This window comes from Cyanobacterium sp. IPPAS B-1200 (assembly GCF_001747005.2).
Lineage (GTDB): Bacteria > Cyanobacteriota > Cyanobacteriia > Cyanobacteriales > Cyanobacteriaceae > Cyanobacterium.
Map to the genome: position 1 here is coordinate 17,144 of NZ_CP182903.1, position 13,425 is coordinate 30,568.

General features: G+C 41.1%; 11 protein-coding genes. All 11 read left to right on the forward strand.

The window, feature by feature from the left end:
- The 11 genes from A5482_RS14935 to A5482_RS14985 all read left to right on the forward strand — a co-directional run bounded on the left by A5482_RS14935 (position 1) and on the right by A5482_RS14985 (position 13,389).
- A complete protein-coding gene (locus A5482_RS14935; RefSeq protein WP_069791047.1) occupies positions 1-225 on the forward strand; it encodes a YgiT-type zinc finger protein in 225 nt (74 codons plus the stop codon).
- Between the two features lie 8 nt (positions 226-233).
- On the forward strand, positions 234-584 hold the full coding sequence (locus A5482_RS14940) for a helix-turn-helix domain-containing protein (RefSeq protein WP_069791046.1): 351 nt from the start codon (positions 234-236) through the stop codon (positions 582-584).
- Positions 585-606: 22 nt separating this feature from the next.
- Positions 607-4,476 carry a DEAD/DEAH box helicase family protein gene (locus tag A5482_RS14945; protein ID WP_083260439.1) on the forward strand — a complete coding sequence of 1,290 codons (3,870 nt, stop codon included), beginning with the start codon at positions 607-609 and terminating at the stop codon, positions 4,474-4,476.
- 472 nt (positions 4,477-4,948) lie between these two features.
- Complete coding sequence (locus A5482_RS14950; RefSeq protein ID WP_069791045.1) at positions 4,949-5,158, forward strand: hypothetical protein; 210 nt, start codon at positions 4,949-4,951, stop codon at positions 5,156-5,158.
- Positions 5,142-5,471 carry a type II toxin-antitoxin system PemK/MazF family toxin gene (locus tag A5482_RS14955; RefSeq protein ID WP_069791044.1) on the forward strand — a complete coding sequence of 110 codons (330 nt, stop codon included), beginning with the start codon at positions 5,142-5,144 and terminating at the stop codon, positions 5,469-5,471. The genes A5482_RS14950 and A5482_RS14955 overlap by 17 nt, the downstream gene beginning before the upstream one ends.
- Positions 5,472-5,856: 385 nt before the next feature.
- Positions 5,857-6,393, forward strand: coding sequence for a hypothetical protein (locus tag A5482_RS14960; RefSeq protein ID WP_083260438.1), 537 nt, complete (start codon positions 5,857-5,859; stop codon positions 6,391-6,393).
- Between the two features lie 155 nt (positions 6,394-6,548).
- Complete coding sequence (locus A5482_RS14965) at positions 6,549-7,415, forward strand: tyrosine-type recombinase/integrase (protein WP_069791043.1); 867 nt, start codon at positions 6,549-6,551, stop codon at positions 7,413-7,415.
- A gap of 550 nt (positions 7,416-7,965) precedes the next feature.
- A complete protein-coding gene (locus A5482_RS14970) occupies positions 7,966-9,054 on the forward strand; it encodes a TIGR03032 family protein (RefSeq protein WP_069791042.1) in 1,089 nt (362 codons plus the stop codon).
- A gap of 38 nt (positions 9,055-9,092) precedes the next feature.
- Positions 9,093-10,847, forward strand: a complete 1,755-nt coding sequence (locus tag A5482_RS14975) for an ELWxxDGT repeat protein (RefSeq protein WP_446684854.1) — start codon at positions 9,093-9,095, stop codon at positions 10,845-10,847.
- An 80-nt stretch (positions 10,848-10,927) separates the two neighbouring features.
- The gene (locus A5482_RS14980) at positions 10,928-11,458 is read left to right on the forward strand and encodes a hypothetical protein (RefSeq protein ID WP_069791931.1); all 531 of its coding nucleotides are present in this window, start codon (positions 10,928-10,930) and stop codon (positions 11,456-11,458) included.
- Between the two features lie 176 nt (positions 11,459-11,634).
- The gene (locus A5482_RS14985) at positions 11,635-13,389 is read left to right on the forward strand and encodes an ELWxxDGT repeat protein (protein ID WP_446684855.1); all 1,755 of its coding nucleotides are present in this window, start codon (positions 11,635-11,637) and stop codon (positions 13,387-13,389) included.
- The last annotated feature ends 36 nt before the right edge of the window (positions 13,390-13,425 follow it).

Sequence of the window (13,425 nt, forward strand, 5' to 3'; positions counted from 1 at the left end):
ATGAATACAAACTACCAAGAAAACCTAAAAGATACCTTAGTCACCTATACCCTAGAGATTAACGGACAATTTTACATCATTGAAAACGTACCCGCCAGAGTCAACACCGAAACAGGAGAGCAGTATTTTTCCCCAGAAACCGCCGAGCAAATTCAAAAAATCATCAGGGAAAAAAAACAACCTCATCATTTTATTCAAACCCCCGTTTATGATTTTGTCGCCTAAGAATAACCATGAATATTGAACTATATCAAGCAACCCTCGCCAGAATTGAACAGCTAATGGAAGCCATGCCAAATACACCAGAATTTGACCAATTGGATATACTCACCACCTTAGTAGAAGCCTACGAAAAAAAGCATTATCCCATTGCCCCACCAAATCCCATTGATGCCATCAAATTTAGAATGGAACAACTTGAACTCAAACAAACTGATCTAATACCCTACATCGGCAGTAAATCCAAAGTATCTGAAATTTTATCTCATAAACGAGCATTAAGTAAACAGATGATTCGCTCATTACATGAAAGCCTAAACATTCCCCTCGAAGTTTTAATTCAACCCTATCCCCTGAATAATTAACCTAGAATAACTGTAACTTGCCATGACATCAAACTTCGACTTTTTAACCAGCGACTTTCCCGAAATTTACGAAAGTGCCACCCGTGTCGAAAACCTTGCCCTTATCGATAGCCGTGCCTGTTGCTTCTATGCCCGTTATACCCTCGAACAAGCCGTTATCTGGCTATATGATAATGACCCCTACCTAAAAGTACCCTACGATAATAACCTAGGGGCATTAATCCACGAACAAACATTTAAAGATAACCTTTCCCCCAACCTCTTCCCCAAAATCCGCATCATCCAGAAAATGGGCAACCGTGCCGCCCACAGTAACCAGAAAATTAGTCAAAAAGACGGACTCTATATCACTCAGGAATTATTCCACTTTCTCTATTGGCTATGTCGCTACTACTCCCCCAACGGTAAAAACCTCCCCCAACTCCAGTTTATCCCCCCCTCATCAAGCAATATCTCCCCCTTACAAAACGAGATTAGGGAGAAACAACCGTCAGGAAAAGAAGCTAAAGCAAATCAAACACCTTCATTACCCCCCTCCCCTAAAAGAGAGATTGGGGGTGAGGTAAATATTCTTCCAAAAGAGCCAATAACCCCTGCGCAACTGCAAAAACTAGAGCAAGAACTATCTCAAGCCCAAGAAATGGCGACCATTGCCGAAAAAAGACAGAAACAGACAGAAGAAGAATATAACCAACTCAAAGCCCAAATAACTCAACTCAAACAGGCAAATAATGCCGTCAAAGATAACCATGACTATAACGAAGCCGACACCCGTAAATACCTAATCGATGTCCTACTCAAAGAAATGGGCTGGGATATAACTCAACCCGACTTTACCGAATATGAAGTAACAGGAATGCCCGTAAGCGTTAACCCCACAGGCAAAGGCTACATTGATTATGTGCTATGGGATGATAACGGCTTACCCTTAGCAGTAATTGAAGCCAAACGCACCCAAAAAGATGCTCACCTGGGTAAACAACAAGCCAAACTCTATGCCGACTGCTTAGAAAACAAATTCCAACAACGGCCCATTATCTTTTACAGCAACGGCTATCAAACCTATCTTTGGGATGACCATAACTATCCCCCTCGCCCCGTGGAAGGCTTCCTCAAAAAAGATGAACTGCAAAGAATGATTTATCGTCGGAGTCATGGTAAACCCCTTGAGATAGTCTTACCTAACCAAGAGATAGCGGGGAGAAGTTACCAAATCGAAGCCATCAAACGGGTAACAGAAATCTTTGACCAAGAAAAAGCCCGTAAAGCCTTGCTAGTCATGGCAACAGGTACAGGGAAAACCAGGACAGCGATCGCCCTGATCGATGTCTTAACTAGGGCAAACAGAATTAAAAGAGTCCTATTTTTAGCAGATCGTACATCCTTACTAACTCAAGCCAAACGAGCCATACAAAAACACTTACCCCACGCCAGTGCAGTGGATTTGACCAAAGAAAAAGACGTAAGCGGAGCAAATATCATCCTCTCCACCTACCCCACCATGATGAATCGCATTGATTGCATGGATGCAATAGATAAACCCCTCCCCCATCATCCTTATACCTCCTCAGACAATCATCATCCTTATACCTCCTCAGACAATAACGGAGATAGTATGCCCTTGATGGAATCAAACCCAGAGGAAAAAAAGAGTCAAAGCAAACAAGCCCCTAAACCCAAAAATAGTCAAAGCAAAGAATCCCCCTCAGAAAATCGTTTATTTGGGATAGGCTACTTCGACTTAATCATTATTGACGAAGCCCACCGCAGTATTTACAAAAAATATCAAGCCCTCTTCACCTACTTTGATGCCCTCCTAATCGGTTTAACCGCCACCCCCAGAAACGAGATTAACCGAGATACCTACCGCATCTTTGACTTAGAAGCAGGTAATCCCACCTTTGCCTACGAATTACAAGACGCTATTAATGACGGCTATTTAGTGCCTCCCACTGGTATTAAAGTACCCTTTAAATTTCTGCGACGGGGGGTAAAATATGCCGAACTTAACCCAGAGGAAAAACTAGAATATGAAGAAAAATTTTATGATCAGGAAACAGGGGAAATCCCCGATGAAATTAACGCCGCCGCCCTCAACCGTTGGTTATTTAATGAGGATACCGTTGATAAAGCCTTAGAAACCCTCATGGATTGGGGTATAAAAGTTCATCAGGGAGATCGCCTCGGCAAAACCATCATCTTTGCGAGGAATCATCAACACGCCCTATTTATTGAAGAAAGGTTTAACCATAACTATCCCCATTTTAAAGGCAGTTTTGCCCGTATTATCGACAGTCATGATAATTATGCCCAAAGTATTCTCGATGACTTCTGTGACTCCGAAAGACAGCCAATAATAGCCATTTCTGTGGATATGTTAGACACAGGGGTAGATGTGCCAGAAGTAGTCAACCTAGTCTTTTTCAAACCCGTTTACTCCGAAGTCAAATTTAACCAGATGATTGGCAGAGGTACTCGTTTATGTCCCAACTTATTTGGCATAGATAGAGACAAGAAAGAATTTCTTGTTTTTGACCTCTGTGATAACTTTGCTTACTTTAGTCAAGAAATAACAGAAAATAACCCTCCTCCTACCATAGGGCTTAACAGTCGCTTATTAAAAGCAAAACTAGAACTACAAGAATATTTACTAACCATTGAAAATATAAACCCCAACCAAGATAGTAACGGGGATAATAGTCTAATAAATCAGGTAAGCAACCCTTCAAATCTTCAAAGAGAGACAAATTCACAGGGCGGATATTCTCTCAAAGAAGCTCAAACCAATCCCTATTCCTTAGCTCAGACAGAAAGTCAGGAATTGAGTCAGAAAGATAGAGGAAAAACAGCACCAGCCAAAAGTTTACGAGACAAACTACTGGATGAACTACATAACCACGTCAGTGCCATGGAAGAAAATAACTTTTTAGTCCGTCGTCACTTACAAAAAGTAGAAACCTTTAAACAAAGAGATAAATGGGATAATTTGACCCCATCAGACAAAGAAATTATCCTCAATACCCTCATCCACCTACCCTCTAGCATTCCCCCCGAAAGTCCCCGTATAAAAAACTTTGACCTACTCTGCCTCAAAGTACAACTGGCAATCCTAACCCATAGTAATAACTTTGAAACCCTCAGAGACAAAATCAGAGACTTACTGGTGCGTTTACAAGAAAAACAAACCATCCCCTCCGTCAAGGCAAAATTAGAGCTTATCGAAGAGGTACAATCAGAAAGCTGGTGGCAAGACATTGGGGTTGAGGAAGTCGAGAAAATGAGGCTCCATCTCAGAGATTTAGTTACCTTTATTGACAAACAGGACGAAGGGATTATCTATACTGATTTTGCAGACGAGTTGGGGGAAATAGAAGAAGTCAATATTCCCCAACGACAAACGGGCTTTAGTCCTTACCAATACAAGAAGAAAGTAGAAGCCTATATCAGAGCGAATCAAGACCACATAGTCATCGCTAAGTTAAGAAAGAATTTACCCCTTACCGAGGGGGATTTGAAGGAATTGGAAAGGATGTTATTCACCTCAGAGGAGATCGACTCAAGGGATAAATTTGAGTTAGTATATGGTCAAAAAAATCTGAAGAGTTTTATTCGCAAACTGGTGGGATTAGACCGAAATACAGCCAAACAAGCCTTTAGTAAATATTTAGAAAGCAACAACCTCACCGCCAACCAAATCCGTTTTATTGACCAGATTATCAACTGGTTAACCAAATACGGAGTAATGAATCCCTCTCTATTATACGGGGCTCCCTTTACTGATATTCATACCGAGGGATTAGACGGAGTATTCAACGATGAAGATGCTGACAACATCATTGACATTGTTAGTTCCTTTAATGAAGTTGTGGAAGAAAAATTTAACTCGGCCTAATTTACCTCATCATTGTCAAATTTCAAATAGACACTGTTAAGTGTAAAATTTACATCCATTCCATCATTGTTAAATTTCAAATAGACACTGTCTAGTCTAAAATTCACACCCATCATTGTCAAATCTCATGAGGGGCAGTGAGCAATGAAAGCTATATCAGCTTGCCCCCTCATGCACTTTATTTGCCCTTTTGGACTTAAGAGAGTTTATGTTTCATAGCAAAATAAATAGGATCTGCTGAAAAAGTCACTAAAAAAGTGCTTAAACGCAAATCAAAATAATTGGACAACAGAAGCCAAAAGCCTTTGGGGATAAGCAAAAAAGTGTTTAAATGCAAATCAATAAAGGTCAAATATTATGTATTTCATTTGTAACTATAAGAAAGTGCTTAAACAGAAGTTGACCAACGGCAAATATGAAATAAAGAAGAAGCAAGTGATATTATGGAATGAAATAGAAAAGTTGCGTCGAGATGATAGATAACCTTTACCCGACCATAAAAAAACTTAGTAGAACCGAGAAAATTCAACTGTTACAGGTTCTAGCCACAGAAATAGCCAACGATGAAGGCATTAACACCGCCGAAGAAGAAGAAAAGGAATTTTGGTTAACTAGCAGTCAAATTTCCTTACAACAAATATGGGGACATCCAGACGAAGAAATATATAATGAACTACTCTAAATATGACCTTATTTTGGTTCGTTATCCCTTCTCCGACTTGTCTAGTAGCAAAGTACGTCCCGCCATTATTGTTAACGCTCCTCATCCCTCCCAAGACTACTTTATCGTACCCCTAAGCAGTCGTATCCAAAATCTACAAGCAGGAGAGTTTGTCTTAACAGACTGGCAAAATGTTGGGCTAAACGTACCCAGTTTCGTAAAACGAGGTATCTTCACCATTGAAAAGTCACTGATTATCAAAAAAATCGGCAACTTAACCCCCCAAGACATCAACATCCTTGAACAAAGTCTGAAACAATGGTTAGGATTGTAAGATAAATACCATAAACGAAGCCGAAACCAGAGCCAAATTAATCAACCCCAAACTAAAAGAAGCAGGGTGAGGATTGAGACTCACACCATCAAAAGAGAAGTAATTACACCAACCCTATGTTTGAGCTAATTTTGCACATATCTCAACTCAATCCCAAGTTAGACCATGTCCTGTTTACCCAATGTTTGGATCCCATCATTCATTGTTAAGTCTCAACTAGACACTGTTAAGTCAAAAATTCACACCTATCATTGTTAAATCTTAAATAGACACTGTTAATTACAAACTGGACACTTAAATAATAAAGTGCTAACATAAAGCCCTATAGCCTATATTAAATAAGACTTCCAAAGAAAACGTCTAGTGTCTAGTCTCAAATATACAAATGAAAAAATACTCCGTCAAAGATTTACAAGAAAGATACGATTTAAAAACCCGACAATCGGTTTATGGTCGGCTCAAAGCCATTGAAGCGGAGACGCTTAAAGAAGGTAATAAAACTTACGTCACAGAAGATATAGTTAACAAACTAGATCAACTACAGGAGCATTTAACCTTGGGTGGCAGTATCAAAACCTTTACTCCCACTGTAGTCGCCACTGTACATAATTCATTAGACAGTGTCAATCATAGCCTAGACACTAACTCTCAACATACTCAATTAAATTTATTTGACCAGTTAGAGCCATTACTAAACCCATTAATTGATAAAGTAGCCGAAAAACTTACATTATCTAATCCCATCAATCATTGGGAGAAATTGGATGTGGCCGCCGAGAAACGATATATCCTTACTAGCAAAGAAATAGAGACTTTATTAGGTACAAAACCTAAAGGCAAAGAATGGAAAAGAGGAGCTTTTCTTTTTACTTGTGTTGGTAAGATTGGTAATCAAAATGGATGGAAAGTTACTAAGATCTGATTTATTATAGCTATATTCATATTGAGTACAACTTAACATTTTCCTCATCTTTCACCCATTCATTGCTAATAACTCACGATTTCCTCATCTTTCACCTATTCATTGCTAATAACTTACAATTTTTCTCATCCTTCACCCATTCATTACTAACAATTATGGATCCTAGTAAACCTATATCGATCACAAGAGCTAATACGGATAAGGACTTAGTATTGAGTTGGCTTTATTCTAAGGCCTCTACTTTAACTCGACATCGTTATTTGAAAAGTTATGAGCAGTGGTTATCTTTTTCTAATTTAACCCTCAAAGAAGCTAAGGTGGAGGATATACAAGATTATCGTACGATGTTGGAGATGAAGGGTTATAAACCTGCTACTATCTCTCAAAAACTCAATAGTATTAAGTCTTTATTTACCTATGCTGTAAAGGTGGGATATATTGCCATGAGTCCTTGTGTGGTGGTGAAGGCTCCCGTGGTACATGACCAAATTAGCACTAAGTTAATAGCTTTGGAGGATGTTAAAAAGCTCATTGAGGGGGCAAGGTGCCATCGGGATGGGCTGATAATTAAGTTTCTATTTTCTTTGGGTTTACGGGTATCGGAGTTGGTTAAGATGCGGTGGGATGATTTTTACTTTCTCTCTGGGGGTGAGGTGAAGGTTAGAATTATTGGTAAGGGTAATAAGAAACGAGAGTTGTTAGTTCCTACTTATATGTATCAGGAGTTATTAAAGATAAGGGAAGCGGATAATCCCTGGGTGTTTCACGTTCCCTTGCACCATACTCCCTTGAGGACTAATACGGTGTTTTACATCATTAAAAAGATAGCGGTAAAGGTAGGAGTAAATGAGGATGTTTCTGCCCATTGGTTAAGGCATTCCCATGCCACGGAGAGTTTAAGAAAGGGCTGTGATTTATCTTTATTGATGCAGTCTCTGGGTCATTCTTCTATTACTACTACCCAGAAATATCTTTGTTTAAGAGAAACTGAGGGTAGTAGTAGTTATATCGATATTGAATAATTTTGCCATCTTAATGGCACATGAAACCCTCTACCTATCTTAATTTAACCCCAACCCCATCATTGCCTGAAATATAGAGTTGGTCTTATTAGAACAGTATTTTAAAATTTATAAAAAAACTTCATAGATAAGGAAAGCATCATTTTAAGATGCTTTTTACCATTTGTTGGGGTTTGAGTAGCATTTGTACAAGAAACCCCGATAAGAACTGTACCAATTAAACCCTCTAAAAATTATCACCCTCAAACGCTTGAAATCTCGTAGTAGATTTCTGTACCAAATAGACCTTAGTTTAATTAATACAGTGATCATGTCTAAAAAGTAGGTTCTTGAAACTTAGACAGAGAGAGAACTTTAGCCTTAGCGTGGTTTTCTGTACGGTTGCTACTCAAGCCCCTTGTTAAAAAATAGTTAAAAATATTTACCCTTATTAGTAAAAGCGTTTAATATGGTGTGTAGTAAAACTTGAAATATAGTATATTATTAACGAACAAAAAATGATATTAAAAGTAGCTTTAGTCACTCCCACGGGGCTGACAATAAGTACAACATGAATAAATATGTTCCTAAAACAGTTCCCACAACTGTTTCTAATACCCAGCGCCAAACTGTGCCAGTTAATTACGAATATAGTGTTAATCTGCCAGAGTTGTTAGCAAGACTTGATATATCCGTGCTTATTTCCACCTACCAAGCTGGGCGAGTGGCTAGTATTGGAGTGCATAAACAGGAATTGCGAGTGAGCTTTGCCCATTTTGACCAAGCGATGGGGTTAACTCGCACAGCGACAGGAGTCATGGTGGGAACGCGCCATGGGATTTGGAATCTGCTTGCCAGTAAAGATATTGCCCCCCAAATTAAAGGCGAGCGAGACATTGCTTTTTTGGCTCGCTCTTATCATCTGACTGGACCGATTATGAGCCATGATTTGGCTTTTGCTAAAGGGCGCCTGTGGGTGGTAAATACTCTATTTAATTGTTTGGTGACAGTGGAGAGTAATTGGAGTTTTGTACCCCAGTGGAAACCTTCTTTTATTTCGGAAATAGCTGCGGGAGATCGGTGTCATCTCAATGGATTGGCATTGGGCGAAGACGGCACTCCTGCTTATGTAACCGCATTAGGGGAAACGAATGCGGAAAACGGCTGGCGGGAGCACAAAGCAACGGGTGGTTGTCTAGTTGATGTGAAAAGGGGGGAGGTAATTTTACGGGGGTTAGCCATGCCCCATTCTCCCCGACTCTATCAAGGGCAACTTTACTTTCTGGATTCGGGACAAGGAACTCTTAATCAATGGGATTCTGTCCACGGACTTTCTAAGGTTATAGCTAAGTTGCCGGGGTTTACCCGTGGCTTTGACTGTTGGGAAGGTCACGCTTTTGTCGGGTTGTCCCAAATCCGAGAAACAGCAGTGTTTGGTGGGTTACCCCTAGACGAACGCCGAGCAAGTTTGAAATGTGGGTTAGCCATTGTCAATTTAGGCACTGGTCAACTGGTAGGAACCTTTTGGTTCAACAGTGGCGTGGAGGAAGTCTTTGCTGTGTCTGTGCTACCAGGTTATGGCAATCCTGCACTGATTGGACCTGATACGGAGTTGGATGATTTTCCTGCGGTCTGGATGGCTCCCCCTTTGAATTATTGATTTTTTTTATTTTTACTTTTTTTGAGGAGATTTTTTTTATGTCAATGCCATTTTTAGTTAAAGATATTTACTCTGGTAGTAGTAGCTCCTTCCCCAGTTATTTAACAGCGGTAGGTGATACCCTCTACTTCAATGCTGATAACAGCATTAACGGCGATGAACTGTGGAAGAGTGACGGTACTGAGGCTGGTACTGTTTTAGTTAAGGACATTAACTCTGGTAGTAGTAGCTCCTACACCGGGCTTTTAACGGCGGTGGGGGATACCCTCTATTTCCGGGCTGATGACGGCATTAACGGCTATGAACTGTGGAAGAGTGATGGTACTGAAGATGGCACTGTTTTAGTTAAAAATATTAACTCTGGTAGTGTTGACTCCTTCCCTAGGTATTTAACAGCGGTGGGGAATACCCTCTACTTCAATGCTAATGATGGGATTAACAGCTATGAACTGTGGAAGAGTGACGGCACGGAAGCTGGCACTGTTTTAGTTAAGGATATTAATCCTGGTACTGGTAACTCCTTCCCCAGGTCTTTAACGGCGGTGGGAAATACCCTCTTCTTCCGTGCCAATGACGGGGTTAACGGAGTAGAACTGTGGAAGAGTGACGGCACTGAGGCTGGTACTGTTTTAGTTAAGGATATTCGTTCTGGTAGTAGTAGCTCCACCCCCAGTGATTTAACAGTGGTTGGGGATACCCTCTTCTTCGTTGCCAATGACGGGGTTAACGGAGTAGAACTGTGGAAGAGTGATGGCACTGAGGCTGGTACTGTTTTAGTTAAGGACATTAACTCTGGTAGTAGTAGCTCCTACACCGGGCTTTTAACAGCGGTGGGGGATACCCTCTACTTCAGTGCTAATGATGGGATTAACGGCAGAGAACTGTGGAAGAGTGATGGCACGGAAGCTGGTACTGTTTTAGTTAAGGATATTCGTTCTGGTAGTGGTGGCTCCAGCCCCGGGCTTTTAACAGCGGTTGGGGATACCCTCTACTTCCGTGCTAGTGACGGGATTAACGGCTATGAACTGTGGAAGAGTGATGGCACGGAAGATGGCACTGTTTTAGTTAAGGATATTCGTTCTGGTAGTAGTAGCTCCACCCCCAGTGATTTAACAGTGGTTGGGGATACCCTCTTCTTCCGTGCCTTTGATGGGATTAACGGCACAGAACTGTGGAAGAGTGATGGCACTGAGACTGGTACTGTTTTAGTTAAGGATATTCGTTCTGGTAGTGGTGGCTCCAGCCCCGGGCTTTTAACAGCGGTTGGGGATACCCTCTACTTCAGTGCCAATGAAGGAATTAACGGCTTTGAACTGTGGGCTTTAAATGTCAATGAAGCACCCAGCGCCAATATCATTAACGGTGGTGCTGGTAATGATGTTCTTACAGGAATGAGTGATCGAGAAAATATCATTGACGGTGGTGGTGGTCGCAATATTATCACTGGCGGGAATCTCAATGACATCATTACTGGTGGACAAGGGGCAGATCGTTTGACTGGTGGAGGCGGCGCTGATATTTTCCGCTATAACAGTTTGGTTGATATTGGTGATACCATTACTGATTTTGAAGTGGGCATCGATAAAATTGACCTCAGTGAGTTGTTATCAGGTATCAATTACTCTGGCAGTAATCCCATTGATGATAGTTATGTCAAGTTCCGCTCTCTTGGTAGCGATACTATCGTGCAAATCGATCCTGATGGTATTGGCTCTGCTAGGGCATTGAACTTTATTCGTCTTCAAAATGTTTCTGCCATTCTAATGAATAACCCTGATAATTTTATTTTTTAGAATCTTTTAACCCATCTCCCTCCTGAAATGGAGGGAATAAGCTACGTTGTAAACCTTTAACCATTACAAACCCTAAAATTATGAATTTATCTCGTGTTGCTTTGATTTCTTTAGCTTCTTTGGGTACGATCTCCTTTACCCCCTCTTTGGCTCATAGTGCAATTCTAAATTATACTTTCACCGTTAATATCGACTCTGGCAATTTAAATGGTAATACCTATGAAGGGAGTTTTAGTTTTGATGATAGTGAAAGTACTACGGAAGATTTTTTCACGGGATTAGATACTCGCTCTCTAAATAGCTTTAACTTTAACTTTGAAAGCACAATATATGATGATCCAACATTAGGCACAGCAGACTTTGATCCCGACGACAACTTTATTGGCTTGACCTATAGTGACGGTGACGGTATTTTTTCCTTTGGTAGCGATTTTTTCCCCCTCGATGTTAATGACGCATTTTTCACTTATGATTTATCAGGCTCTCAGGGTGGAGGATTTCTTTCTTTTAACTTAGAAACCCCACAAAGCACCACAACTCCCGAACCTAATCTACTAATCGGTTTGGGTTTATTTAGTTCTGTTCTTTTAGCAAAAAGAAAAAATAAATAGTTACTCATAGGGGCGATTAATCACTCATAAGTGCGATCTCCCCTCGCCATAGTTTGTTGTGCTACAAGCGCAAGAAAGGCCAATTTGATAATTGTCTTACCGTATCAATGGCTCCCCCTTTGAATTTTTGATTTTTTGATTTTTTTTACTTTACTTTTTTTGAGGAGATTTTTTTTATGTCAATGCCATTTTTAGTTAAAGATATTTACTCTGGTAGTAGTAGCTCCTTCCCCGCGTTTTTAACAACGGTGGGGGATACCCTCTATTTCCGGGCTGATGACGGCATTAATGGAGGAGAACTGTGGAAGAGTGATGGGACTGAGACTGGTACTGTTTTAGTTAAAAATATTAACTCTGGTAGTGGTAACTCCAACCCCGCGTTTTTAACAACGGTGGGGGATACCCTCTATTTCCGGGCTGATGACGGCATTAACGGCCAAGAACTGTGGAAGAGTGATGGTACTGAAGATGGCACTGTTTTAGTTAAAAATATTAACTCTGGTAGTGTTGACTCCTTCCCTAGGTATTTAACAGCGGTGGGGAATACCCTCTACTTCAATGCTAATGACGGGATTAACGGCTATGAACTGTGGAAGAGTGATGGCACGGAAGATGGCACTGTTTTAGTTAAGGATATTCGTTCTGGTAGTAGTAGCTCCACCCCCAGTGATTTAACAGTGGTTGGGGATACCCTCTTCTTCCGTGCCTTTGATGGGATTAACGGCACAGAACTGTGGAAGAGTGATGGCACTGAGACTGGTACTGTTTTAGTTAAGGATATTCGTTCTGGTAGTAGTAGCTCCACCCCCAGTGATTTAACAGTGGTTGGGGATACCCTCTTCTTCGTTGCCAATGACGGGGTTAACGGAGTAGAACTGTGGAAGAGTGATGGCACTGAGGCTGGTACTGTTTTAGTTAAGGACATTAACTCTGGTAGTAGTAGCTCCTACACCGGGCTTTTAACGGCGGTGGGGGATACCCTCTACTTCCGTGCTAATGATGGGATTAACGGCAGAGAACTGTGGAAGAGTGATGGCACGGAAGCTGGTACTGTTTTAGTTAAGGATATTAACTCTGGTAGTGTTGACTCCAACCCTAGGTATTTAACAGCGGTGGGGGATACCCTCTACTTCCGTGCTAGTGACGGGATTAACGGCTATGAACTGTGGAAGAGTGATGGCACGGAAGATGGCACTGTTTTAGTTAAGGATATTCGTTCTGGTAGTGGTGGCTCCTACCCCGGGTTTTTAACGGCGGTGGGGGATACCCTCTACTTCCGTGCTGATAACAGCATTAACGGCGATGAACTGTGGAAGAGTGACGGTACTGAGGCTGGTACTGTTTTAGTTAAGGATATTAACTCTGGTAGTGTTGACTCCAACCCTAGGCTTTTAACGGCGGTGGGGGATACCCTCTACTTCCGTGCTAATGACGGGATTAACGGCTTTGAACTGTGGGCTTTAAATGTCAATGAAGCACCCAGCGCCAATATCATTAACGGTGGTGCTGGTAATGATGTTCTTACAGGAATGAGTGACCGAGAAAATATCATTGACGGTGGTGGTGGTCGCAATATTATCACTGGCGGGAATCTCAATGACATCATTACTGGTGGACAAGGGGCAGATCGTTTGACTGGTGGAGGCGGTGCTGATATTTTCCGCTATAACAGTTTGGTTGATATTGGTGATACCATTACTGATTTTGAGGTGGGCATCGATAAAATTGACCTCAGTGAGTTGTTATCAGGTATCAATTACTCTGGCAGTAATCCCATTGATGATAGTTATGTCAAGTTCCGCTCTCTAGGTAGCGATACTATCGTGCAAATCGATCCTGATGGTATTGGCTCTGCTAGGGCATTGAACTTTATTCGTCTTCAAAATGTTTCTGCCATTCTAATGAATAACCCTGATAATTTTATTTTTTAGAATCTTTTAACCCATCTCCCTCCTGAAATGGAGGGA

Bases quoted from the DNA above. Each gene is read 5' to 3' on its own strand.
- A5482_RS14935 (WP_069791047.1), top strand. From the start codon at position 1: ATGAATACAAACTACCAAGAAAACCTAAAAGATACCTTAGTCACCTAT.
- A5482_RS14940 (WP_069791046.1), top strand. From the start codon at position 234: ATGAATATTGAACTATATCAAGCAACCCTCGCCAGAATTGAACAGCTA.
- A5482_RS14945 (WP_083260439.1), top strand. From the start codon at position 607: ATGACATCAAACTTCGACTTTTTAACCAGCGACTTTCCCGAAATTTAC.
- A5482_RS14950 (WP_069791045.1), top strand. From the start codon at position 4,949: ATGATAGATAACCTTTACCCGACCATAAAAAAACTTAGTAGAACCGAG.
- A5482_RS14960 (WP_083260438.1), top strand. From the start codon at position 5,857: ATGAAAAAATACTCCGTCAAAGATTTACAAGAAAGATACGATTTAAAA.
- A5482_RS14965 (WP_069791043.1), top strand. From the start codon at position 6,549: ATGGATCCTAGTAAACCTATATCGATCACAAGAGCTAATACGGATAAG.
- A5482_RS14970 (WP_069791042.1), top strand. From the start codon at position 7,966: ATGAATAAATATGTTCCTAAAACAGTTCCCACAACTGTTTCTAATACC.
- A5482_RS14975 (WP_446684854.1), top strand. From the start codon at position 9,093: ATGTCAATGCCATTTTTAGTTAAAGATATTTACTCTGGTAGTAGTAGC.
- A5482_RS14980 (WP_069791931.1), top strand. From the start codon at position 10,928: ATGAATTTATCTCGTGTTGCTTTGATTTCTTTAGCTTCTTTGGGTACG.
- A5482_RS14985 (WP_446684855.1), top strand. From the start codon at position 11,635: ATGTCAATGCCATTTTTAGTTAAAGATATTTACTCTGGTAGTAGTAGC.